Here is a 22,067-nt window from a genome sequence, read left to right on the forward strand (position 1 = left end):
CGCGAGCACTGAACACTCTCCTTGGCGCCTAGCCCGGGGCTGGCGCGCCAGGAGCGTGTTGGCCAGCAAGCGGCTCGTAGCGAAATGTCCCCGAAGAACTGTCAGTGACCCCACGGAGAAATTCGATGAACGCTATCCCAATCAATGGCGCGACGAGCGCGACACGTCATCAGTCTGCCCGGCTCTACTGGTTTCTACCACCGCTTGCTGCGGCTCTCTATCCGCTGTCCCTGGTGGGGTTCCACGGAAGCGTCGCGAGGTTCATGGCTGGGGGAAACGCGGCGCACTGGCTGGGCGCGGCTGTCTGCCTGTGTCTGGCCTTCTTTGTGCCAATGCTCGCGCTTTGGGTGTTCGCCAAGCTAATGCGCCAGCCAGGGCCTACCCGCGCAGAGCTCCTGGCCAGGCGAGTGGCGCTGTTCTCGGTGACTGCCCCGCCGCTGTTCGTGCTTGTTGGCGTCGGAACCTTTGTGGCCGGACTGCCGAAGGTTGACTTCTGGATCCTAGCCATCTTCTGGTGCGCGCTTGCCGTAGCCATAGGGCTGGCTGATCCTAACGCGCCCGCAGATCCGCCGAAGCCGCTGATCAAGCCGGTCTGGCGAGTGCTGCATGGCACGGTGGCCCTGCTATTTATCGCGGGATTTCTGGCATTGCACTTCAGCAACCACTTGCTTGCCCTGATCAGTGTGGACATGCACCATGCGGTCATAGAGGTCTTGCGCAAGTGGTACCGCACACCGCTGGGCGAGCCCCTGCTGCTTGCAGCCGCCGCCTACCTCGTGTGTTCGGGCCTAGCCATGGCGTGGCGCTGGAGTGAGCGCTCGTCCGATGGCTTCCGGGCATTTCAAGTCGCGACGGGTGTGTACCTCTCTGTAGCGGTGACAAGCCATCTGCAGGCTGTTTTCTGGCTTGCCCGCGTCCACATGAAGATTCCGACCGACTGGGGATTCGCGATCGGGGCACCGGCAGGGCTGATCGTCGATCCTTGGAACATTCGTCTGCTTCCCTATTACGCCCTGGCGGTTGCTGCAGTGACCGCGCACGCCTTTGCCGGCGCACGCATCGTGCTGCTCGGGCATGGAGTGAGCCGGCGGCGCACGGACGCGCTGGTGATCTGGGGCACGGCCTTCGGCTTGCTCCTCATGACGCTTATCACGCTGGCGATGACGGGAATGCGGCTGAACTTCAGCGGCAGATAGCGCAGCCGCGCGCGACCAGCGAACCGGAGCCGGCCACACTTTCCGCCTAGCCCTGTTGCCCCAGGAGAAACACACTTGCGACTTGTTCGCACATGGTCCCGTTCCATCTTCCGATGCCGGGGTCAGTGAGCCGCGCCTCATTGCCGTCGCGCCTCGAACGGGCGGAGAAGACGCGCAGAAGCCAAAGTGCGCCGCACGACTCGTACCTCCAAGTGCATGAATGGGCCGGGCGGGGCGCGGTTACTCGAGCGCCGTTAACGCGATTCCTGAGCGTCAACGGCATCCATTGCAAGCCAGGCCAGCGTGCAACGCAGCGCCTCCTAGAATTTTTATGCGATCCAAGGGACGCCTATCCACCCGCCACGCCAAGTGGCTAGTCGCAGGTACCCGCCGCAGCGGGCAGAGTCTTGCCGAGGGATGGGTAGGAAGCGAGCGACCTCCAAGACGAGCGTCAGGCGCGAGCTTGAGCAAGGCTGAGCAGTTCCCGGGGGTGATACCCGCGTCCCGGTAAATCGTGGTCGGGCCGCTCGACATCCGCTGCTCCACACAAAGGGAGAGTCAGCTCTCACCACCTCAGACGTACCAGCGATTCCCGTCGCATCCCAGAATTTGTTCTTGCGCTGTGGCCACCGCGTCGAACCGATGAGTTTGCCAACAGCGCCTCGTGCCGGCAGTGTCGGCGCACTACCAAAGATCGCCTGTTCAATGCAAAAAAGGAGTTAATCATGCGGAAGTTTCAGAAGCTCGTCGCCTCTGCGGCAATCTTGACGGCGGCCTTTAGCGCGCAAGTCGCGTTGGCCAGCGACGCAGTGGTTGGCACGTTGTTGACCAAGCCGCTGCCGGACATCAAGGGCAAGGAGGTGTTGATGATCACGGTAGACTTCCCGCCCGGCGCCGTGGATCCGGTCCATCGGCACGATGCGCATGCCTTCGTCTATGTCTTGGAAGGTACCATCGTCATGGGCTTGCGTGGAGGCAAAGAGGTCACTCTGGGTCCGGGCCAGACGTTCTACGAAGGCCCCGACGACATTCATACCGTCGGCCGCAATGCGAGCACGACGGCACCCGCAAAATTCGTGGTCTTTCTTGTGAAGGACGAGAAGAAGCCGTTCTTCACCCCAACCAAGTAGCGCCCCGATTGCTTGGCGGAGCGCAGCATCTGGTGCAGCGCCATGCAACCGGAACGGAACATTGAATTGGGGATCACCATGGACAAGCCAAGACTTCCCTGGATAGAGCTCTCGCCCCAGAGCTTCCAAGCGATGACTGCGCTCAACACGACGATCGCCAGATCGCAACTGACCCCTGTGCTGAGAGAGCTGGTGCGGACACGAGTCTCGCAGATGAACGGTTGTGCGTTCGGGTTCGACTTGCATGTTCGTGACCTGCGAGATCTTGGGGAGTGCTGGCAGCGGATCAACAATGTGTCCACATGGCGGGGGGTGGGGTTGTATGACGAGCAGGAGCGCGCAGCGCTCGGTTGGGCCGAAGCGCTAACTCGCCTGGGAGATGGATGCGGCGACCAGGACGAAGCGTACTTTGCGCTCAAGCCCTATTTCACAGACGAGGACATCGTGGACCTCACTTGGCTGGTGGCCGCGACCAACACGTGGAACCGCGTCGCGATCGGGATGCGTATCCCGCCATCCACGCATCCCCTGGACTAGTGGGTGGCTCGCGCAAAGAAACAGGCGGCGGTGGCGCAGGGGAACCAACCCGTGCAGGACGCCTGAACCACTGATGAAACGAAGAGCGCGGCCAAATCCTTCGAGACGACGCCTGCGAACGAATTGACTCAAACCAACGGAGCAAACGATGAGAAGCCTGTCTCGTAATCGATCGATGGCAGATGCGGCGTGGCCAGTGGCAGCGTCGATCCTTTTGGTCGCGGCCGCGGTTTCGTGGGCATTCGCCTCGACGATACCGCCCAAAAGAGGCGGCAACGCGGTGAAGGTTGAACTGCCGGAGCCGGCGATCTGTACCTCGGTGCCCGAGAGCCAGCGCAACCAATAGATACCCAACCTTCTAGCTTGCACATCAACCCGATCCAATCCCTGTCGGAGGTTACATGATCAGACCCCGTTCTTCCCGCCGTGCCGGTCGCCTGCAGCGACTGGAGTGGCTTTTCGCTGGCATTCGGTCGCAATAGGTGATGACATGTATGCCGCATCACGGATGCAGGCCCAGGCGCCTGCGCACCTGACATCCTATTGGCGACGCGATACGGAGTTTATTGAGTTGCTACAAGGCTATCGCCTCAGAGGCGGCCTCGTACGTGCCGAGATGCTCATCGACGATGCAGGCGCACAGCGCCAGACCGCGGTGCTTTCCATGGCCCGTCGCATCGCTTCGAGGGAACTGTTGAGCTTCAAGTGGCACGAGAGCATTTGGGTTCCGATGTTCCAGTTTTGCCCGGCCTCGCTGGCTCTTCGGCCAGGTGTGTCGGAGATATTTGCCGAACTGGTGGGCGCGATGGACGACTGGGAGATCGCGCAATGGTTTGTGACCCCGCATGTCGCACTCGCAAATGTCACGCCGCTCTCCAGGATCGATCTAGACGTGGATGAACTGCGACGGGTTGCACGCGTCGACCGGTTTGTCGCGCGTGGCTGATCGATCGGCGCTGCCACGACATTGTTCCTCGGATGCGCGCGGCGGCGCCGCGCGCACGTCGAGATCCATTGTCCATCCACCACTCCATCAAAGTTCTTATCAACCATAGAGGTAAATATGAAGAAGTACGTAGCAAGTCTGATCGTTGCCATGCTTACGGCCAGCGCTTATGCGCAGAATCCGCCGGGAACCACGTCCGAGCAGCAGTCCGTGACCGACTCGAAGGGGCAACTTGCGGCACAGGCGAAGCGTGACGCCAAGGCGAGGGGCCAAGTCAAGGTAGCTGGCGGCGACATCATCAAAACGCCCGAGGGCGGCGCGATTGGTGCGGACAAATCCGCCGTCAATGGCGAACTGCGTGCGGAGTCGCGCGACGAACGCCGGCGCAACAAGGATGGATCGCTCAAGCGTCGTTCGACGCAGGGCGGTACACCGAAGTAGTCAGTGCTGGTGATCGGGTGCCTGTCGCCCGGCAGCCGGCTGGCTCGACTAAGGATGGTCTGCAGAACGTGATCTGCGGCCGCGATGGAATGAACCCGCGGATGACGATGCATTCGCTTTGCTCATTCGAGCACGTTCGGCTTCTGGGCACCGCGGCCGTATGTATTCGCGGCCCTGCAAGCCCGAATCGGGCGTCGCGGCCGCACTCATGCCTCGGCCTCCATCAAACGCCGCCGCGCCATCCACATATTCGACAGTGCAAACAGCGTGACGATCTGCACCGTGTTCTTCGTCAGGCCTCGATAGTGAACCGTGTTTAAGCCGAACTGCCGCTTGAACACTCGGAACGGGTGTTCGACCTTGGCTCTGATGCTGGCCTTTATCTTCTCCACGCGCTCGGCCACGAACTCCGGCTCGATGAACGGGATGAGCCCCCGACGTTCGCCCCTACGCATTGCCAAGTCGGTCCTGCAGCCTCGGAACGCTTGTGAACCCTTGATAGCCCGAGTCGCCGAAGGCCGAGTGTTCTTCAACGTGAAGCAGCGACCCAGCGATGTTGATATCGCTGATGTTCACCCCCGTACCCTCCACCGTGTGCACCAGCCCCGACGCGGCATTCACGCCGGTATGAGCTTTCATACCGAAGTACCATGCATGGACGCCCCCGGTTTGCCAAGCTTTCAGTTCACGATGACTCGAAGTTATCGATTGCAGACATGCGTCCGGACTTCAGTGCAGGCGATGCTTGCGGTCGCTGATGAATTCGAATGTTGGTTCCCCAATCACTGATGTGCACTGAAGGTGCGAGGTACTTCTCGGGTTTTCCTACCTCGGTCTGACCTATCGTGCCATCATGTCCTACTCCCCTGAGCAATCGGTGGTTCAGTTCTCTCCTCTAAGCTGCGGTCTTGCCGATTTCGTCTCTTGCCTCATGCGCCGGCAGCCATCGCTACACACTCGTTGCTATATGTCCGATCCTTCGCGAGCAAGGCCCATACGACACGGGCGTTCTTGTTGGCGAGAGCTACCGCCACGACGTTGAGGTTTCGTCGCAGCAGCAGTTTCCCCACCCAACTATCTTCTTTGGTGGCCTTGCGTTGGTCAGCCAGAATTACTGACCATGGGCTTTGGATTAGAAGCGTTCGAAGGTATGTGTCGCCGCGCTTGCTGATGCCCAGCAACGTTGCTTTGCCGCCGGTTTAATGTTGTCGAGGAACGAGCCCTACCCACGCTGAGAGTTGCCTGGCGCTTTCGCGCCGAAATTACTCCGCCTTAAAGCCCGAACTCTTGATAGGGGCCTCCCAGCGCCTGAACTGTTCTGCCTGCAAAGACGTCAGCTCGGTGGGCCCCGCATAGCTAGGTGTCAGCCCAAGAGCGTAGATTCGATCTTGAAAAGCAGGTGCAGACACGGCTTGCTCTACCGCCCGGGAAATACGCTGAACCCTTGCCGGTTGCATGCCACTCGGGCCGTACAGGCCGAAGAACGCGTCCGCCGTGAAGTCGAACCCCGCCTCCTTTGCTGTTGGAATGTCGGGAACAGCGCGATTGCGGCGATCGCCGGTCATCGCCAAGATTTTGACTCGACCAGCCCTATGGTGTTCAAGAGTTTCTGAAGCGGTATCGATCATCAGCGGGACCTGGCCAGCAATGAGATCCTGCGCAGCGGGCGCTCCGCCGCGATAGGCCACGTGCGTCAGTGGTACACCGGTTGTTTGTGCTAGCAACTGCCCTACAAAATGAGGAACTGTCCCCGCTCCAGACGTAGCGTAATTTGCCTTTTGAGGGTTGCTCTTCATCCACTCCATGACTGCTTTTAAGTCGCCAGAGGGAGCACCGGGCCCAGACGTGATGGCAAAGTCGAACTTGTTCGTCAGCGCCAGTGGAGTGAAGTCTTTTAGAGGATCGTAGCCGATGTTCTGATAAAGCCACGGATGAATGACAAGTACACCACTGGGGGTAAAAACAAGCGTGTTTCCATCAGGCGCCGAGCGCTTCAACTCTACAAGCGCAAGGCGTCCACCAGCCCCAGGCTTGTTGTCAACAATCACATTTTGATCAAGTGAGACTCGTAGTCGTTCTGCGAGCAATCTGGCCACTGCATCCACCGAACCTCCCGGTGAGTAACCGACGATGATGCGAATTGTTCTATCGTCCGCAAGCGCGGCGGAAGCTATCATTGAGGCACATGCAAAAGCGAGCAAATTTCGGCGCTTCATTTTTATAGTCTCCTATTCATTTATAAACTTTGGCTGATGTTCACTGCGTTCGTGTGATCGCTTTGGGGCGTCGGCAATACAGCCACTCACAGATCTCTCAAATAAAGACAGCCCCCAAAGCGAGTAAACTTACGTTTCTGAGAATTATTTTATTGAGCCAGTTCTAATTCTTGTTGCAGACGCGCGGCTTCGCTTGAGCGCACAACCTCTTCTGTAGTTGCGCGCCGCAACTCCCTCCGCTCGGCGAAGTCGTACCATTTTCCTCGGTGCAGCGTTGCCGTGTTATCCCACATCACAAGGTCTCCGACCCGCCACTTGTGTTGATAAACAAACTGCCGCTGCGTTGCATGCTCAATAAGGTCCATCGCCAGCATGCGTCCCTCAGGCAAAGTCATGCCTTCGATTTCGCAAATGTGATGGCCGACGTACAAACATCGGCGACCTGACCGCGGATCGGTTTGCACCAGCGGCCAGCGGGCCGGAGCAATCGCGGTCTTCTGAGCTTCATCGTAGCCCGTGTCTCCAAGGAGGAATCGTGAGTGCAGCGATGAGTGCACTCCCACTAAGTTATCAATCTTGGTTTTTCGCCAGTCTGGTAGCTCGTCGTAGGCAGCTCGCAGGTCGGCGAACTCTGTATCGCCTCCAAACTGAGGTACAACATGCGCCGACAGCATTGAGTACTTGGCGCGTACTTGTTGGAATGAACTATCGCTGTGCCAAAGCTGGTTGGCGACATTGCTGACGATTCTGGAGTGACTTCGCTCTGCAACCTGACCCTCTGCCGTCACGTTCGAAATGTCGGCCAGTTCGTTGTACGCGAAGCGGTGCGTGCCTCGCCGCAGTTTACGTAGGCCTGTATCTAGGGGACCAAAGTTCTTTGCGAAACGGATCTGCTGGTCTTGATCAAGAAGCTGATCTCTAAAAACCAGAACGGCAAAGCGGTCCATAGCAGATTCGATTTCCTTCACCTCGTCAAGCCGGAGTTCTGATGAGATATCAATACCGTGCGCAAGAGCGCCAATACTAGCTGTCAGAGGGGTGAGTTCAAGTTTCGAATTCATTCGCTTTCCTATTTTTCGGAATTTATTCAATCTTAATTCCAGAGGCTTTTATTAGATGTGACCACTTATCAAGTTCTGAAGCTATGGCTTTGTTGTATTCTTGAGACGATGAACCGAGCGGGTCGCTACCAAGTTGGATAAATCGATTCACAACAACAGGAGTTCGCATCACTGCTGCGATGTCCGTACTGATACGTTCGAGCAGGTTAGGTGGTACGCCACTTGGAGCAATGATCCCCATATAGCTCAGTGCTGCGAACCCTGGGACTGCGTCTGAGATAAGCCCGATGTCCGGCGCTATTGCAGCGCGTTTAGGACTGGCCAAAGCGATTGGCTTCAGACGCTTTTCCCGCACGAACGGCATCGCGGAGAAGAGCACGTCAAACAACAGCGGCACCTGACCGCCTAGAACATCCTGCTGCGCTGGCGCACTCCCTTTGTATGGCACATGCACGAGATCAATTTTTCCCATTCGATTGAGAAGCTCGCCGGCTAAGTGAGTACCGGTGCCAACACCCGGCGACGCATAGCTGAGCTTTCCAGGATTCTTGCGCGCGAATTCAAGAAGTCCCGCCGCGTCATCAAATGGGACAGACGGGTGCGCGAAGATTCCGTAATGCGTATAGGCGAGCTGCGACACGCCACTGATATCTCGCAACGTGTCAAAAGGCATCTGGGACTGAAGCGCCGGGTTGATCATCAGCGCACTCGTTGCCATCCCCAGCGTGTAACCGTCCCTTGGTGCACGGGCGACAAACTGTGTGCCTAGCAACGTACCCGCGCCAGGCTTGTAGTCCACTACGATCGGCTGGCCCCACTTCTCACGTAATCCATCTGCGATCAGACGTGCGAGCGTATCGGTCGGCCCACCAGATGAAAACGGAACGATCAGTTTGACCGGGCGTTCCGGCCAAGGCGGCGAAGCCGCCCAATCCGCTCCAGGAACGCTTGCCGCAAGCAAGGCTGTCAGTTTCAGCAGATCGCGGCGGTTCAAAGCAACTTGGTCTCTCATTTTTTCTCCGCATTTCATCAATTGCTCTCCAGAAGCGAGGCCTTATCGCAAAGCAGATGCCTTAGACTCCGGCTTGCACGATCTCTCTTCCTGATTTACCGCCGATCTCTCGAGCGATTGCGTCCGCTGCCGTCAAAAGAGCGGGAACCACTTCTTCGACGAGCTTTCCTGCGGAAATCACGAAAGAAGGGCCGCCCGAGTTGATCGATATCACTTCACCTTTGGGCGTGCGGATCGCAACTGCGGCGGCATTAATGGCAGGATGCCAATCTCCCAGAGATAACGCGTAGCCGTTGCGACGAGCGTCAACCAGGGCGGAAGTTAGCGACTGTTTAGTCTTGGCGTCGCAATTGCAGTTTCGAAGGACCGCATTTCGGGTTGCGTCGTCCGCTCCGGAAAGCCAAGCGCGACCTAAGGCTGAACGGGTGATGGACATTCGCGTTCCCACGTCCGCCGCAATCACTGCAATCACCGCCCTTGACCGAGCCGTTTCCACGACCAGCATGTCGTCCGCATCCCGAATTCCGAGGAAGCATGTACTGCCCACAGTCTCAGCTAGTTCGATCATGTGCGGCCTGGCGCTAGCGCGGATGTCCAATCCCCCGAGGAACGCCTCTGCAAGACGAACCACACCGGATCCGATCTCCCACCGATCGGGCATGCCGGCGAGTCTGAGATGTCCCAGTTCCTGGAGCGTCGCGATGAGACGTGTCATCGTTGGCCGAGGAATGCCAGTCATTGCAGCGACTTCGCTGTTGCTCAATGGCCGCCTCGCTGCTGCAAAGCAGTCGAGTACGCGGAAACCTCGTTCGAGCGCACTCACTGTGTCAGCGCCGCGCTCCGTACCAGCTTGGTCAGATGAAGGCGATTTGTCAGCCATGGCCGAACTCTATCTGCGATCTGAGGATGTGTCAATTTTTTTTGAAATCGGATTTCATATTTGTGTTTGTACTTCTTTGACGCCCAGTCCGCACGACAAAGCAAAATGATGATCAGCTTGTCAAGTTGCCGTGGCCACGGCGATCTAGGGTAAGTAGCACCAACGCTCACTGGCCTGCCCTCGGTTCCCTCGATGCGTTGGATTGGGCACGACGCAGGGTGGTCAACCCGTGCTGAGCGGCACTGTTGAGACGTGAATAGGCTTTTGGCTTGACGGAGGGAGTTGCGCGGCAGAACGTTCGATCCGACTTCCGTGCCCCGGGAGTGACTGCCTGTAACGCTGACCATGCGATGTACCGTATGAGGCCGCGGCCTTTGGGTGCCGGAAGACCCAAACGGGTGACACGGGACAGGGTGTTGCCCCAGGGTGTACCGCCAGGAGCGCCGATCACTGAGCGACCCGCTTGGGCTTCCGACACGGCAAGTCAAACCGCAAAAGCAGCGAGGTTGTCCGTGGGATCTTCCTTGGCGGGCTGGATTCGGCCAGCCAGTCGCACGCGGTGTGCATCATCGATGGACAGGGCAGTGTCGCGAACGCCTGGAGGTCGCGCACAACGCTGCCGACCTCGCAGAGTTGCTGTGTCGCTTGAAGCTGGACTGCTCCTGGTCCGGTAGACAAACCCCACCTATCCTTTAGGCGTAGGAGGGAGTGCCATGAGCACCCAGAGGTTTACGCCCAATTCAAGGAAGAGGCGGTCAAGCAGGTGAAGCGGCCGGCCATCCCAATCTTGGTCGAGAGTGGCGCACGTGGTGGATAGACTTCCGCTACCGGCCGTCAGGAGGCTTTGCTTGAGTGAATCGCTTCTTATCAGCCGCCGATTTGACGACGAAATCTTTGACCCGTCAGACCGCGACTAGGAAGACGCCCTCAGACAGGTCTTCATCGAGAACGAACCTCAACTGAACGGAGCGACCTAGGAAAAGCTTCGTGGCGCGTTCCTTCGCTTCGGGACCGTCGAGGGGCTGTTGTTCGTCGTCTACGTCTATCGCCTCGGACATGTCAAGCTCGAGCAATGGGCCAATGCGGAATGCGAGCGCGAGCTTGCCGGCGCTTTGCACCTGCACCGCGTGATCTTTGACGATGCGCTGAGACTCTGCAGATTGGCACGGGAAAGAAACATTGCAGGTCTGCGTCAAGAACCGTGGGTTCAGAATTGAAGCAACATGACTCTCAGCTTTGGATAAAGCTGAATGTCTCTTGTGGATCCATTTTTCAGCCAGCGTTCTGGCGACGAAGTCGGCTTCGCCACCCGCTGGCCAGGGAACGGTTCAACTGATTGGTCTCGAAGGAAGGGCGTTTTGCGACCGCGTTGCGGTTGCGATCCAACCGCGCCGATCGCGTCGATGAGCGACCTACGGCTGGGATCAGGCGACGAAGCAGCCACTTTTCCCCTTTGGAGGAATCGAATGTGCTGGCGGTAAATTTGGTGGGTGTACCGAGTTTCCGTCACCAGACAGTACTCCGCATTTCAAAAAATTGGTCTCCTCTTTGGAGCATGCCCCACCTATCCAGTTCGGGCGATGCATCCAAGGGGGAATGCGACCCATCATCGGATCGCGCGGTGCATTGCCGCACCGTTTTGTGCGATTGCGTGACTGCCGCGCGCTTTTGAATCTTACGAAAAGGTCTACACATGAATCGATCAAATTGGTTTACCGCTTCGCCGGAAGGTGCCAAAGCGATTGGCGCGCTTCATCACTACGTCACCACCGGCACAAGACTTAAAGCATTGCTTGTCGATCTCGTCTTCTTGCGTGTTTCGCAGATCAACGGGTGTGCGCACTGCATCGACATCCATACCCGCGACCTTGTCAAGGAAGGTATGTCGGTGGAAAAAATCGTGTTGATCCCTGTTTGGCACGAAGCAACCTATTTGTTTTCCGATCAGGAACGCGCGGCGCTGGCTTGGGCTGAAGAGGTCACCAGAGTCAGCGAAACGCATGCCTCGGATGAGGCGTATGCCGCGGCCGCCACGCAGTTCGAAGAGCGGGATCTGGTTGATCTCACGCTCGTCATCGCAGCAATGAACGCCATCAATCGCATGGGGATCAGCTTCCGGCTCAAGCCGCGAGCAAAGGCCTGACGTCCTAGAGAAGTCACGGGAAAGGGTCGCGAGGTAGAACATATGAAATGTGGTTACTGCCTCTTCTTCAGCGGCGCTGTCCGCACTCGCTTGAGGCGATGGCAGCCGCCAACGACACGACACGATCAGGTGTAGCAGATGCAACTCCCTCGTCGCCAGTTCATGAAAGTGACTGGCCCCACCTGGCGGGCTCAAGCTTGGCATAGACGGGCTCTCGCCAGCGGCCACGCTGGCAGAACGTCGTCAGTACAAAACTTGCGGGCTTGACAGTCACGCGCCAGACCAACACCTACTGTTCGGTAGGTTGCGGCATCCTCATGTACTCGCTGGGCGACGGCGCTAAAAACGCCAAGGCCTCGGTTCCACGTCGGGGGCGATCCCAACCACCCGGTCAATCGCGGCAAGCTGTGTCCAACAGGCGCGAGCCTACTCGACATTATTAACAGCCTCAAACGGCTGCTGTACCCCGAGCACCGCGCCTTGGTTCAATCGAGTGGAAGCGCCTGTCCCGGGGCGATGCTGTTGACCGCATCGCGAAGCTCATGAGGGTCAATCGCGACGCGAACTTTCTTGAGACCATGGCCGACGGCGAGCGCGTCAACCGCTGGACGTTCACCGGAATGCTGGCCGCCTCGGCCTGCAGCAACGAAGCCGGCTACATCACCTACAAGGTCGCCTGTAGCTGGGGCCTTCTTCTTTTCGACAATCAAGCGCGTGTCTGACACGGCCCGACGGTGTCAGGTCTTGCCCCGACGTTCGGCCGTGGCGCGATGACGAACCATTGGATCGACATCAAAAATGCGGATGTAATTCTGACCATGGGTGGCAATGCCGCCGAGGCGCACCCCTGCGGATTTAAGGGGGTGACTGAAGCGAGGGCGCACAGCAAGGGGCATTGCATGGTGGTCGATCCGCGCTTCAACCGCTTGGCGGCGGTGGCCGACTACCATGCGCCGATCCGTTCGGGCAGCGACATCGGCTTCCTTGGGGGAGTGATCGGTTACCTGCTGACGAACGACAGGATCCACCACGAGTACGTGAGGGCATACACCGACTTCACCATTCTTATGCGCGAGGACTTCAACTTCGACGAGGGCTACTTCCTCGGCTACAGCGAGGACCAGCGCCCTACGAAAAGGGCAGCTGGGACTACCAGTTCGGCGATGACGGTTTCGTCAAGGCCGACCCGTCCCTACAGGACCCGTGCTGCGCATACCAGCTGCTGAGGAAGCACTACGCGGGCTGCACGCCCGAGAAGGTCGAGAGCGCCTGCGGCACGCCCATGGCGAAGTTCTTGCGCGTGTGCGAGAAGTTCGCGTCCACGGCCGTCGCCGGCCGGGCTGCGACCATCATGCACGCGCTGGGCTGGACGCAGCACTCCACCGGCGCGCAGATCCTGCGCTGCGCGGCCATGGTGCAGCTGCTATGCGGCAACATCGGCGTGGACGGCGGCGGTATGAATGCACTGCCGCTCCAACATTTAGGGCGTCACCGACCTGGGCCTACTGTCGGCCAGCCTGCCGGGCGACCTCACGAAGCCGTGCGAGGCTGAACAGGACTATCAGGGCTACATCACCGCGCGCACGCAGAAACCCCTGCGCACCAACCAGATGAGCTACTGGCAGACTACCTCAAGTTTCTCGAGCCTCATGAGGGCCTGATACGGTCCTTCCGCTACGGCCGAGAACAACTGGGCCTACGACTACCTGCCCAAGCTCGACAAGGAATACGACATGCTCCAGACCTTCGAGCTCATACGGGAAGGTAAGGTCAATGGTTACTTGGCCCAGGGCTTCAACCTGCTGGCCGCGTTGTCCGGTAAGAACCGCAATCGCGAGGCTCTGGCCAAGCTAAAGTTCTGGTCATCATGGACCCGCTGGCCACGGAGATCTCGGAGTTCTGGAGGAACTACGGTGAGTACAACGACGTCGATCCCTTCAAGATCCAAACCGAAGTGTGCCACCTGCCCATCACCTGCTTTGCCGAGGAAGAGGGGACGGTCGTCAGTTCGTCCCGTGTGCTTCACTGGCACTGGAAGGCCGCCGAGCCGCGGGGCGAGTCCTGGACCGACTCCGCATCACGTCGGGTTTGCACCTGCGCATGAGGAAGCTCTACACCAAGCAAGGCAGTAAGTTCCCCGAGCCGATCAAAAACCTGTGGTGGCCCTACGCCCACGCGAGCGAGCCGATGTCGGCCGAAGTGGCCAAGGAGTACAACGGACGTGCCCTGGAAGACCTTCGCGGACCGACGGATTGCACAAAGCTGGTGCGCAAGGCAGGAGAGCAGGTCTCTGGCTTTGCACAGTTGCGAGATGATGGAATGACTATGAGCGGCTGTTGGATCTTCGCCGGCAGTTGGACACAGACGAGCTCGCAATTTTCGATGTGTGACTGCACGACCAATCGCGGAACATAGGTCACTCCTCTGCCTTTAAGGGCAACCTGAAAGAGCGGAGCACCTTCCGGACCCCAGTGGACTCATCATCTGGATATTGATCACGTCGCCGGCGTGCTGGAATGGCCAGTCTGGAACCGCTTCTCCGGTTCGACGACACACTATCTGACGGTGGCCTTGGAGATATTCAGTCGACAAGCCGCAATGGAGAAGTCCCCGCGCGTGGCAATCTCCGGAGTGCTCGGATCAGGTTGGGGCTGGGTTACTGGCTTCTTTGTCATGCTGCCCGAGATCACGGGCTGGCAGTTGCCCATGCATGCCCGGACCTTCAGGCAGTAAGAAGCGCCTGCATGCTTCCTGCTTGCGACCGATCAAAACACCGCCTCAAGGCTACTTCGACAGGGCCGCCTCGACGATCATGTTGGCCACAAGCTCAGGCCTCGAGACCATGACGAGGTGCGATGCGCCATGCACGCTCTGTGTCCTTTGCGAGCGTGCGCGGTCGGCCATGAACTGGAGCGCCGCCGGCGGCACATGTTTGTCGCGGGAGCCAAAGAGGAACCAGGAAGGCTTCTGCTTCCACGCAGGTGGTCCGGCATGGTCCCGGAGCGCGCTCTCGGAGATCGGACGTTGCGATGCAGCCATCTGTTCGGCTCGTGCGACCGGGATGTCCTCTGCCAAGCGGCGGCGGAACTGTGACGCCGACATATAGAGGTCGCGACCGCCACCAGACTGCACCACAGCTGCGGCAAGGACCGTATCGAGCGTGTACCCTGAGAATTGGTTCAACAAGTCCGACACGGACTCGCCGGCGTCTGGCGCGAATGCGGACACATAGACAAGTGCCTTCACCTGTCGGTTGTCGTAGGCTGCGTTGCTGATGACAGCACCACCGTACGAGTGCCCCACAAGAACTGTCGTGCCTCCGACGGCCTTGATGATGTCGCGTACGTAGGTGGCGTCGTTCTCGAGCCCGCGTAGCGGATTGGCGACCGCGACCACTTGGTATCCCTGGTCCAGCAGACGCGCGGTGACGCCTTCCCAACTGGCGGACTCCACGAAGGCGCCGTGGACCATGACGATGGTGGGCCGAGACTTGTTTTCATGCTCGGCGGCGTGGACGGGCTCAATGATGGACATGTACAGCGCGAGCGCCGCCGCGACAATATAGGTGCCGATGACTCCTGCCACATCGACGCTCACGTGTCTTTGGAAGAGCTTGACGGTCAGCGCGGTTGGGGGCATGAGTGTTCCTGATGGTATTAGTCCGGGATGTGGTTGTCGTGACCTTACTCCCTCGTCGCAGTCGCGGGCCCCCTCAAAAGTGGGAGCGGTCTTGCCAATCAGTTCATAGGGTTTGATCGGGGCGCGCGCGTGATGGCGACGCGCCATGGGACTGACCGGCCGTTGTGGCAGGCCGCTCGTCCGAAAGGTAGAGCATCGACGCCCCGAACAGTGGGGGCGTGTCGATCGAATGCGGCCTACCTTTCAGTCCGAGCGTCGCAACTCGCGTACGTCATTCACGTCCTCCCACTCATTGCCCTGAAAGGAAACTTCCATGCCCGAAATGAATGCCTCCAACCAAGCAATGCGTCGCAGCCTGATGGCGAGCGGCGCTGCCGCTGTAACAGGCGTCTTCGCCGCGGGTGCCCTGTCCACAACGGTCGCGGCCGCACCTGCTGCGAAGTCTTCTCCCGGCTCACGCTACGCCGGCAGCACTATCGTCACGAAGGATGGCGTGGAGATCTTCTACAAGGACTGGGGTCCCAAGAACGCACAGCCCGTGGTCTTCCACCACGGCTGGCCGCTGAGCTCCGACGATTGGGATGCCCAGATGCTGTTCTTCCTGAACAACGGCTACCGAGTCGTGGCCCACGATCGCCGGGGCCATGGCCGCTCCGCGCAGGTCAGTGATGGTCACGACATGGACCACTATGTGGCAGATGCCGCGGCGGTTTTCGAACACCTAGACCTTCGCAATGCCGTGCATGTCGGTCACTCCACTGGCGGTGGCGAAGCGGTCGGCTATGTCGCTCGTCATGGCAAGGGCCGTGTCGCCAAGCTCATCACGGTGGGCGCAGTTCCGCCGATCATGCTGAAAACGCCTGCCAACCCTGGTGGCCTTCCGATGGAGGTCTTCGACGGATTCCGCAGCGGACTTGCTGCGAATCGCTCCAAGTTCTATGTCGATGTCGCATCCGGCCCGTTCTACGGCTTCAACCGTCCGGGAGCGCAGCCGATCCAGGCGGTCATCGAGAACTGGTGGCGGCAGGGGATGACGGGCAGTGCCAAGGCGCACTACGACGGCATCAAGGCCTTCTCGGAGACCGACTTCACGGAAGACCTCAAGCGCATCGACGTGCCGACACTGCTCATGCATGGCGACGACGACCAGGTGGTTCCCATTGCCGATGCGTCCGTGCTGGCTGCAAAGCTGTTGAAAAAAGCAACGCTCAAGGTGTATCCGAGATTCCCGCATGGCATGTGCACGACGCAGGCCGACGTTATCAACCCCGATATGCTCGCCTTTATCCGCAGCTGATCGTCATGTGGGCGGCGCGTCTCTGCGCGCCGCGCCGCACGGCACCGGCCGGAACGTTGTTGAGCTGCGACCCGAATCCGCTTCGAGCTGACGGAGCGACCTGATGGCATCGCGCACGCCCCTCGCTGGCGGATTCTGCGTCCGAGGACGTCGCGAGCATGCCTGTAATAAGCACGGCCAAGCCGTTCCGGCTTAGCTTCCCGTAAGCACGCGACCAGCGCCGCCGTGCCCGGAAGATGCACTTGATGCCAGCCAAGTGCTGTCCGAAGCCTGCATGGGGCCTCGTAGCGTGTCAATGTCCAGTGAAAAAGCGGGCCAAGAATGCGAGACCGATGACCAGCGCGAGAACAGCGAATACTGCGATGACCAGCGCAATGCCGATCGAATTACGGTCCGCGTGCGGGTCGGGGTCGGCGCGTCGGCCGCCCAGAGCACGGTCTTGAGTGATTTGAGAACCCGCTTCATTGCGTGACTCGTTCTTGCTCAGCGCTGCATCATCTCGCGCAGCGTGACCTCGGCGCCGGTGTTGCCCCAGCTTCCGCGCACATAGCTCAGTACGGCTGCGAGCTCCTGGTCGTCCAGCAGGTGGCCGAAAGGCGGCATGCCGTAGGGGCGGGGGTTGCCTTCGGTCGCGGGCAGGAAGCCGCCGCGGCGCACCACCTGCACGAGGTTGCTGGCGTTGTGCATGTTCACCGCGCGGTTGCCCGCCAGCGGCGGGAACACGTCGAGCACGCCCTCGCCGCGTTCGCCGTGGCACCACGCGCACTGCTGAGCGTAGATTTTCTCGCCGCGCAGCATCACATTCTCCCTGCGGCGCACCGGCGTCACCGACGGCGCCTGAGCCGCGGGGGGCAGCGCCTGCAGGTAGGTCGCTATGGCCCTCAGGTCGGCATCGCTCAGGTGCTGGGTGCTGCGAAACACCACCTCTGCCATCGGGCCGAGCACCGAGGCGCGGGCCGTGCGCCCCGTCTTGAGCAGCGTGACGACCTCTTCCACGGGCCATGCGGCGACACCGGCTTCGGCGGCCGCATCGAGTGCTGGCGCGTACCAACTCTCGCCCGGCAGCATGCCGCCAACGAAGCCGCGGGCGGTGTCCGTGGCGCCCAGCGAATTGCGGCTGCCGTGGCATTCGACGCAATGGCCCAAGCCGCCGACCAGGTAGGCGCCGCGGTTCCACTCGGCCGAGCGCTGTGGCTGCGGCTCGAAGCGGCCGGGTGTGAAGAAGAGGGCGCGCCACACCGCCAGGGCGACCTGCGTGTCGTAGGGGAAGCCGAGCGTGTGCGCTTGGTTGGCCCGCGCCACCGGCGGCAGCGTGCGCAGCCAGGCGTAGATCGCGTCGGCGTCCTCGCGCGTCATCTGCGTGAAGCTGGTGTACGGGAAGGCCGGGTAGAGCAGTCGCCCGTCTCGCGAGCGGCCGTTATGCATGGCGCGCCAGAAATGGTCGGCGTTCCACAGCCCGATGCCCGTGATGGGATCGGGCGTCAGATTGCTGGTGAAGATCGAGCCGAAGGGCGTGTCGATGCTGCGCCCGCCTGCGTAGGGCTCACCGCCCCGCGCGGTATGGCAGCCGGCGCAGTTGCCCGCCAGGGCGAGGTAGCGGCCACGCTCAACCTGGCCGGGCGCCGCGACGAAGGGCGTCGCGGTCTTTGGGACCTGGTCCTCGCCGCGTCGATTCAGCGCCACCCCCATGCCGACCAGCAACGCGACCGCCAGCCCCAGCCCTAGCACCGTGCGCAGCAGCACGCGGCGTGCGCTCACTGGTGAGCCTCCATCGCGCTGCACGCGACCGGTGGGCCACTGGGCAACGAGGTGGCGCGCTTGGCGCCTGTAGGCACCGGCTGCGCGGCCAACCAGCCGGCGATGGCGATGATGTCGTGGCTGTCTAGCCGGCGGCCGACGTCGGCCATGCAGTCCGGCGCCATCGCGCGCCGGTCGCCGGTAACCCAAGCCCCCAGCTGCGATGCGATGTACAGCCGCGGCAAGCCGACCAGCGACGGGATGCCGGGCTGCACGCCCGTCAGCGCCTCGCCGTGGCATCGTACGCAGGCCGGGATGCCGCGCGTCGCGTCGCCGCTCCGCACCAGTTCGCGCCCGCGTGCCAGCGTGGCCGGCGCCAGGTCCGAAGCGGCTGGCGGTGGGTAGGGGAAGTCGAGTGATGCGAAGTGGTGAGCCATCTCGTGGAGGTACGCGTCCGACAGGTTAGCTAGCAGGTAGCTCATGTCCGCCTGCTGGCGCCGCCCGTCACGGAAGCTGCGCAGCTGGTTATAGAGGTAGCCGGCCGGCTTGCCCGCCAGCCGTGGGAAGTAGTCCGAGTTGGTAGCCTGCCCGTCGCGGCCGTGGCAGGTGATGCAAGCGGCCATGCGCCGCGCGAGGTCTTCTGCGGCCTGCGTGTGCACCCCGCCGAAGGCCGATGCTCCAAGCACGGCGATAAACGCCTTTCTCCAAGTGAACAGGCGTGGGAGCGACATGACTGAACTGATTCTCGAAAGATTTAGACGCCTGGACCTTATCAATTTTGGGTGATTCGAGCCTTGATGTACGCCGTACGTGGTCGGCCAGCCACTTCGGCTTCTTGCCGCGTCCGGTGTGCTGTTCATCGGGAAGGCTCCGGAAATATCAGGATGATGGGATGTGCGTGGCGCGCAAGAAGGTCCGAGCCAACGCCGCGGCCAGAGCCGGTGCGCGGTTTGGCTTATTCCGAGAGGAAATCGAACAAGTCTGCGTTAAGCCGGGCCTTGTGGGTCTCGATGAGACCGTGGGGGGCGCCTGCGTAGACAAGCAGCCGTGAATTGGGTATGAGCTGGCATGACCGGCGTGCGACTGCTTCGATAGGGACGATCTGGTCGTCGTCGCCGTGAATGATGAGTGTTGGGACGTCGATGTACCCGAGGTCCTTGGTAAAATCGGCCTCGGAGAAGGCCCGGATTCCTTCCAACGCAGCCTTGGCAGCTGCTTGCATTGCCTGTATCCAGAACCAGTCGATCGCACCCTGTGACATCTTGGCCGCGGGACGGTTGAACCCGAAGAATGGACCATTGGCAAGGTCCCGGTAGAGCTGCGCGCGGTCGATGACGCTTCGTTCGCGCAGCCCGTTGAAAACTTCCATCGGCAGTCCAGCGGCATTCTGGGGACTCCAGAGGAGCGAGGGGGTTACCGCTGAGATAAGTGCGACCTTGCGCACGCGTGCGCCACCGTGGCGACCAATGTAGCGGGCGACTTCACCACTTCCCATCGAGAACCCGACTAATGCCGCGTCGGAAAGATTGAGCTCTTGGCACAGTTGGGCGAGGTCGTCGGCATAGGTGTTCATGTTATGGCCATGCCACACCTGGCCGGACTGGCCATGGCCACGTCGATCTGCTGCTATCACACGGAAGCCCCGCTCTGCCAGGAAGACCATCTGGGCCTCCCAGCTGGCGGAGGTCAGGGGCCATCCGTGACAGAAAACTACCGGCGTGCCGCTTCCCCAGTCCCTGAAGAAGATGCGCGTCCCATCGGTCGTGGTGATCGTGTCGTTCATACTTACTAGCCAGACTCCTGTTCGAGGCGGGATGGGCGTCCTGTCGGCCTGCCGGCCAAGGATCAGTTGTGCGGGCGAGGTATCCTGGTGTCAGCGATGTGGGCCTGGCATGTATCGACGCAGCACAGACAGACCTTAGCAATGCGCGCAGACGTCGTGGTCACTGTGCGAGGGGAGCGGCCTATCCCTTCTGGCGGATGGCGGTGGATGCGTTATGGGCTAGAAGTCTGCCTATGAGCCTTGTCCTACATGCGGAGCGCGGGCGGCGCGCGCTTGTAGGTAAGCTATGAACGTCGTGAAGGCGGCCGGGCGTGCGTCGCGCGGTCATCGGCACATGCGGGCTGTGAACGACTTGGCGGCGAAAGGGCTCGTGCCAGGACTGCAATTTAGAGGTGGACTTGTACCGAACTTCAGATCCTTCGTCGTCTACGAGCTTGCGACTTTCGCGCTCCGCCATTGGAACGTGGCTATACCTCGGCATGTTGAGCCTGTTCGGCGCGGTCATTGGCATGCAGTTGCTCACCACGCTCGGAGTGACGCCGAACACGACGCTGATAGGGGTGTTGATCACGGTGATCGTGTCTCGGATTCCTGTTTCGGCATTCCTACCGCTTCGTTCGGTACATATGCAGAACATGGCGCAGACGGCGATCTCCTCGGCGACCTTCGGCGCCGCCAACGGAATGCTCCTGCCCATTGCAATTCCCTACCTGTACGGCAGCGAGCAGTTGATCTTGCCCCTGCTGTGCGGCCTGGGTGCAGCCATCCTCCTGGACGCGTGGCTCCTGTATCGGCTCTTTAACTCGAGGGTCTTTCCGGCCGCAGGTGCATGGCCGCCGGGCGTCGCGGCAGCTCAGGCGATCCGCGCCGCGCAGGGTGACGGTCACGTCTTCTTGTTGGGCCTCGGGGTGGCGGTCGCCGCAGGCGGTGCGTGGCTGGCCGGGATCCCGATGGCGGCGTTTGGCACGGCTTTCATTGGCAACGTTTGGGCCCTCTCGCTGTTCGGTTGTGGTTTGCTGGTCCGCAACTACGGTGCACCGTTTTCCGGGATTGACATCAACGCGATGTACCTTCCCCACGGCGTGATGATAGGAGCGGGGTTGGTCGCACTGGTGCAGGTTTTCAACCAGGTGCGCCGTCCGAGCGCCGCTGCCTCCGTCGATCCTGGGCGTGAGACGGTCACGACGACGCAGGTGCGATTCGTTCTAGGAAGTGCCGGACTTGCCTACTTGGCGATTGCTGTCTTTCTCGCGGTTGGCTGCGGGCTTTACGTTCAGATGGGCTTGGCGCAACTGATCGGGTTTGTCCTGTACAGCGCTGCTGCAGCCTATGCGCACTGCGTCATCGTTGGAGTGGCGGCCATGCACTCGGGGTGGTTTCCTGCATTCGCCGTCGCGTTAATTACTTTGATCGTGGGGTTGGTGCTGGGTTTCCCTCCCGTGGCGCTGGTTGTACTGTGTGCCTATTCTGTGGCGACGGGTCCCGCTGCCGCGGACATGGGCTTTGATCTGAAGGCCGGATACATCCTGCGAGGAAATGGCTCGGATCCCCGCCTTGAGGAAGCGGGGCGGCGTCAGCAGTACATGGCGTCGAGCCTCGGCCTGTGCGTCGCCATCTTGGTGGTCGCGCTCGTGCACAAGGTGTATTTCTCGCATGGCCTTGTGCCACCGGTGGCGAAGGTGTATCTAGCCACGATCACCGCCGGCGTGGCGGACGGCGTAGCTACCAAGCTCGTCGCTTGGGCTGTCGTGGGGGCTACTGTGCAGTGGATCGGCGGGCCCAAGCGTCAGATGGGCGTGATGTTGGCCACCGGTCTCTTGATCGCCAACGGACTAGCAGGCGTCGCGGTTGGACTTGGAATTCTAGTGCGCCTGTTGGCCCAACGCTTGCCTGGCAATGAGGTACGCGGGAAGTTGGAGGTCTTTGCGGCCGGAGCGATCGCTGGAGACGCGATCTACGGCTTCTTAGCGTCAGCGGTCCAGAGTCTTCGGTTCTGGCGGTAGCGCGATAGTGGGCAAGTCGGCGAGGTCGCTCCTCGTCCAATGAAGG

The 22,067-nt window shown here is 60.6% G+C and carries 19 protein-coding genes and 3 pseudogenes; 11 read left to right on the forward strand and 11 right to left on the reverse strand.

All coding sequences use genetic code 11. The features are described 5' to 3' along the window. Window positions 1-125: 125 nt before the first annotated feature. The 6 genes from ACHMXE_RS06670 to ACHMXE_RS06695 all read left to right on the forward strand — a co-directional run bounded on the left by ACHMXE_RS06670 (window position 126) and on the right by ACHMXE_RS06695 (window position 4,250). Entirely contained in the window at window positions 126-1,196 is a 1,071-nt protein-coding gene (locus tag ACHMXE_RS06670) for a hypothetical protein (RefSeq protein WP_203208133.1), read from the forward strand. 725 nt (window positions 1,197-1,921) lie between these two features. After that, on the forward strand, window positions 1,922-2,326 hold the full coding sequence (locus tag ACHMXE_RS06675; RefSeq protein WP_395345008.1) for a cupin domain-containing protein: 405 nt from the start codon (window positions 1,922-1,924) through the stop codon (window positions 2,324-2,326). A gap of 132 nt (window positions 2,327-2,458) precedes the next feature. Further along, window positions 2,459-2,863, forward strand: a complete 405-nt coding sequence (locus ACHMXE_RS06680) for a carboxymuconolactone decarboxylase family protein (protein ID WP_395345010.1) — start codon at window positions 2,459-2,461, stop codon at window positions 2,861-2,863. A gap of 148 nt (window positions 2,864-3,011) precedes the next feature. Then, a complete protein-coding gene (locus ACHMXE_RS06685) occupies window positions 3,012-3,209 on the forward strand; it encodes a hypothetical protein (RefSeq protein WP_203208131.1) in 198 nt (65 codons plus the stop codon). 144 nt (window positions 3,210-3,353) lie between these two features. Continuing rightward, window positions 3,354-3,809, forward strand: coding sequence for a hypothetical protein (locus tag ACHMXE_RS06690; protein WP_395345012.1), 456 nt, complete (start codon window positions 3,354-3,356; stop codon window positions 3,807-3,809). 117 nt (window positions 3,810-3,926) lie between these two features. Next, a complete protein-coding gene (locus ACHMXE_RS06695) occupies window positions 3,927-4,250 on the forward strand; it encodes a cell envelope biogenesis protein TolA (protein ID WP_203208129.1) in 324 nt (107 codons plus the stop codon). Window positions 4,251-4,456: 206 nt separating this feature from the next. Here the strand turns inward: ACHMXE_RS06695 and ACHMXE_RS06700 are convergent. From ACHMXE_RS06700 to ACHMXE_RS06730, 7 genes and pseudogenes are all read right to left on the reverse strand, one after another. After that, window positions 4,457-4,973, reverse strand: a pseudogene (locus ACHMXE_RS06700) (transposase); the annotation flags it as partial. 206 nt (window positions 4,974-5,179) lie between these two features. After that, a pseudogene (locus tag ACHMXE_RS06705) lies at window positions 5,180-5,500 on the reverse strand (transposase); the annotation flags it as partial. Window positions 5,501-5,512: 12 nt separating this feature from the next. Further along, window positions 5,513-6,466, reverse strand: a complete 954-nt coding sequence (locus tag ACHMXE_RS06710) for a tripartite tricarboxylate transporter substrate binding protein (RefSeq protein WP_203208128.1) — start codon at window positions 6,464-6,466, stop codon at window positions 5,513-5,515. 149 nt (window positions 6,467-6,615) lie between these two features. Further along, on the reverse strand, window positions 6,616-7,527 hold the full coding sequence (locus ACHMXE_RS06715; protein WP_395345014.1) for a TauD/TfdA dioxygenase family protein: 912 nt from the start codon (window positions 7,525-7,527) through the stop codon (window positions 6,616-6,618). Between the two features lie 22 nt (window positions 7,528-7,549). Next, on the reverse strand, window positions 7,550-8,557 hold the full coding sequence (locus ACHMXE_RS06720; protein WP_395345016.1) for a tripartite tricarboxylate transporter substrate binding protein: 1,008 nt from the start codon (window positions 8,555-8,557) through the stop codon (window positions 7,550-7,552). 43 nt (window positions 8,558-8,600) lie between these two features. Further along, on the reverse strand, window positions 8,601-9,419 hold the full coding sequence (locus ACHMXE_RS06725; protein ID WP_203208125.1) for an IclR family transcriptional regulator: 819 nt from the start codon (window positions 9,417-9,419) through the stop codon (window positions 8,601-8,603). A 902-nt stretch (window positions 9,420-10,321) separates the two neighbouring features. After that, entirely contained in the window at window positions 10,322-10,615 is a 294-nt protein-coding gene (locus ACHMXE_RS06730; RefSeq protein ID WP_203208124.1) for a hypothetical protein, read from the reverse strand. Between the two features lie 497 nt (window positions 10,616-11,112). Between ACHMXE_RS06730 and ACHMXE_RS06735 the strand changes: the two genes are divergently transcribed. Together ACHMXE_RS06735 and fdnG are read left to right on the forward strand one after the other, a co-directional pair. Further along, window positions 11,113-11,562 carry a carboxymuconolactone decarboxylase family protein gene (locus ACHMXE_RS06735; RefSeq protein ID WP_203208123.1) on the forward strand — a complete coding sequence of 150 codons (450 nt, stop codon included), beginning with the start codon at window positions 11,113-11,115 and terminating at the stop codon, window positions 11,560-11,562. 138 nt (window positions 11,563-11,700) lie between these two features. Beyond that, window positions 11,701-13,953: pseudogene (fdnG, locus tag ACHMXE_RS06740) on the forward strand (formate dehydrogenase-N subunit alpha); the annotation flags it as partial. 393 nt (window positions 13,954-14,346) lie between these two features. Here fdnG and ACHMXE_RS06745 read toward each other — a convergent pair. Beyond that, a complete protein-coding gene (locus ACHMXE_RS06745; RefSeq protein WP_203208122.1) occupies window positions 14,347-15,201 on the reverse strand; it encodes an alpha/beta fold hydrolase in 855 nt (284 codons plus the stop codon). Between the two features lie 313 nt (window positions 15,202-15,514). Here ACHMXE_RS06745 and ACHMXE_RS06750 point away from each other — a divergent pair, with 313 nt between their 5' ends. Both ACHMXE_RS06750 and ACHMXE_RS06755 read left to right on the forward strand, forming a co-directional pair. Next, entirely contained in the window at window positions 15,515-16,498 is a 984-nt protein-coding gene (locus tag ACHMXE_RS06750) for an alpha/beta fold hydrolase (RefSeq protein ID WP_395345020.1), read from the forward strand. Window positions 16,499-16,754: 256 nt separating this feature from the next. Beyond that, window positions 16,755-16,970: a hypothetical protein gene (locus tag ACHMXE_RS06755; RefSeq protein ID WP_395345022.1), complete on the forward strand. Its 216-nt coding sequence runs from the start codon at window positions 16,755-16,757 to the stop codon at window positions 16,968-16,970. 11 nt (window positions 16,971-16,981) lie between these two features. Here ACHMXE_RS06755 and ACHMXE_RS06760 read toward each other — a convergent pair whose 3' ends face one another. The 3 genes from ACHMXE_RS06760 to ACHMXE_RS06770 form a co-directional block, all read right to left on the reverse strand. Continuing rightward, entirely contained in the window at window positions 16,982-18,187 is a 1,206-nt protein-coding gene (locus ACHMXE_RS06760) for a cytochrome c (RefSeq protein WP_203208429.1), read from the reverse strand. Window positions 18,188-18,252: 65 nt separating this feature from the next. Continuing rightward, on the reverse strand, window positions 18,253-18,966 hold the full coding sequence (locus ACHMXE_RS06765) for a c-type cytochrome (RefSeq protein ID WP_395345024.1): 714 nt from the start codon (window positions 18,964-18,966) through the stop codon (window positions 18,253-18,255). 224 nt (window positions 18,967-19,190) lie between these two features. Beyond that, window positions 19,191-20,018: an alpha/beta fold hydrolase gene (locus ACHMXE_RS06770; RefSeq protein ID WP_203208119.1), complete on the reverse strand. Its 828-nt coding sequence runs from the start codon at window positions 20,016-20,018 to the stop codon at window positions 19,191-19,193. Window positions 20,019-20,497: 479 nt separating this feature from the next. Between ACHMXE_RS06770 and ACHMXE_RS06775 the strand changes: the two genes are divergently transcribed. Beyond that, window positions 20,498-22,021 (forward strand): OPT/YSL family transporter, encoded by a 1,524-nt coding sequence (locus ACHMXE_RS06775; RefSeq protein ID WP_203208118.1) that lies wholly within the window; start codon window positions 20,498-20,500, stop codon window positions 22,019-22,021. Window positions 22,022-22,067: the final 46 nt, after the last annotated feature.

It is taken from the genome of Variovorax sp. UC122_21 (assembly GCF_044056785.1).
Classification (GTDB): Bacteria; Pseudomonadota; Gammaproteobacteria; order Burkholderiales; family Burkholderiaceae_C; genus Variovorax.

Coding starts and splice junctions, on each gene's coding strand:
- ACHMXE_RS06670 (WP_203208133.1), top strand. CDS start 126: ATGAACGCTATCCCAATCAATGGCGCGACGAGCGCGACACGTCATCAG.
- ACHMXE_RS06675 (WP_395345008.1), top strand. CDS start 1,922: ATGCGGAAGTTTCAGAAGCTCGTCGCCTCTGCGGCAATCTTGACGGCG.
- ACHMXE_RS06680 (WP_395345010.1), top strand. CDS start 2,459: ATGACTGCGCTCAACACGACGATCGCCAGATCGCAACTGACCCCTGTG.
- ACHMXE_RS06685 (WP_203208131.1), top strand. CDS start 3,012: ATGAGAAGCCTGTCTCGTAATCGATCGATGGCAGATGCGGCGTGGCCA.
- ACHMXE_RS06690 (WP_395345012.1), top strand. CDS start 3,354: ATGTATGCCGCATCACGGATGCAGGCCCAGGCGCCTGCGCACCTGACA.
- ACHMXE_RS06695 (WP_203208129.1), top strand. CDS start 3,927: ATGAAGAAGTACGTAGCAAGTCTGATCGTTGCCATGCTTACGGCCAGC.
- ACHMXE_RS06710 (WP_203208128.1), bottom strand. CDS start 6,466: ATGAAGCGCCGAAATTTGCTCGCTTTTGCATGTGCCTCAATGATAGCT.
- ACHMXE_RS06715 (WP_395345014.1), bottom strand. CDS start 7,527: ATGAATTCGAAACTTGAACTCACCCCTCTGACAGCTAGTATTGGCGCT.
- ACHMXE_RS06720 (WP_395345016.1), bottom strand. CDS start 8,557: ATGAAATGCGGAGAAAAAATGAGAGACCAAGTTGCTTTGAACCGCCGC.
- ACHMXE_RS06725 (WP_203208125.1), bottom strand. CDS start 9,419: ATGGCTGACAAATCGCCTTCATCTGACCAAGCTGGTACGGAGCGCGGC.
- ACHMXE_RS06735 (WP_203208123.1), top strand. CDS start 11,113: ATGAATCGATCAAATTGGTTTACCGCTTCGCCGGAAGGTGCCAAAGCG.
- ACHMXE_RS06745 (WP_203208122.1), bottom strand. CDS start 15,201: ATGCCCCCAACCGCGCTGACCGTCAAGCTCTTCCAAAGACACGTGAGC.
- ACHMXE_RS06750 (WP_395345020.1), top strand. CDS start 15,515: ATGCCCGAAATGAATGCCTCCAACCAAGCAATGCGTCGCAGCCTGATG.
- ACHMXE_RS06760 (WP_203208429.1), bottom strand. CDS start 18,187: ATGGGGGTGGCGCTGAATCGACGCGGCGAGGACCAGGTCCCAAAGACC.
- ACHMXE_RS06765 (WP_395345024.1), bottom strand. CDS start 18,966: ATGTCGCTCCCACGCCTGTTCACTTGGAGAAAGGCGTTTATCGCCGTG.
- ACHMXE_RS06770 (WP_203208119.1), bottom strand. CDS start 20,018: ATGAACGACACGATCACCACGACCGATGGGACGCGCATCTTCTTCAGG.
- ACHMXE_RS06775 (WP_203208118.1), top strand. CDS start 20,498: ATGTTGAGCCTGTTCGGCGCGGTCATTGGCATGCAGTTGCTCACCACG.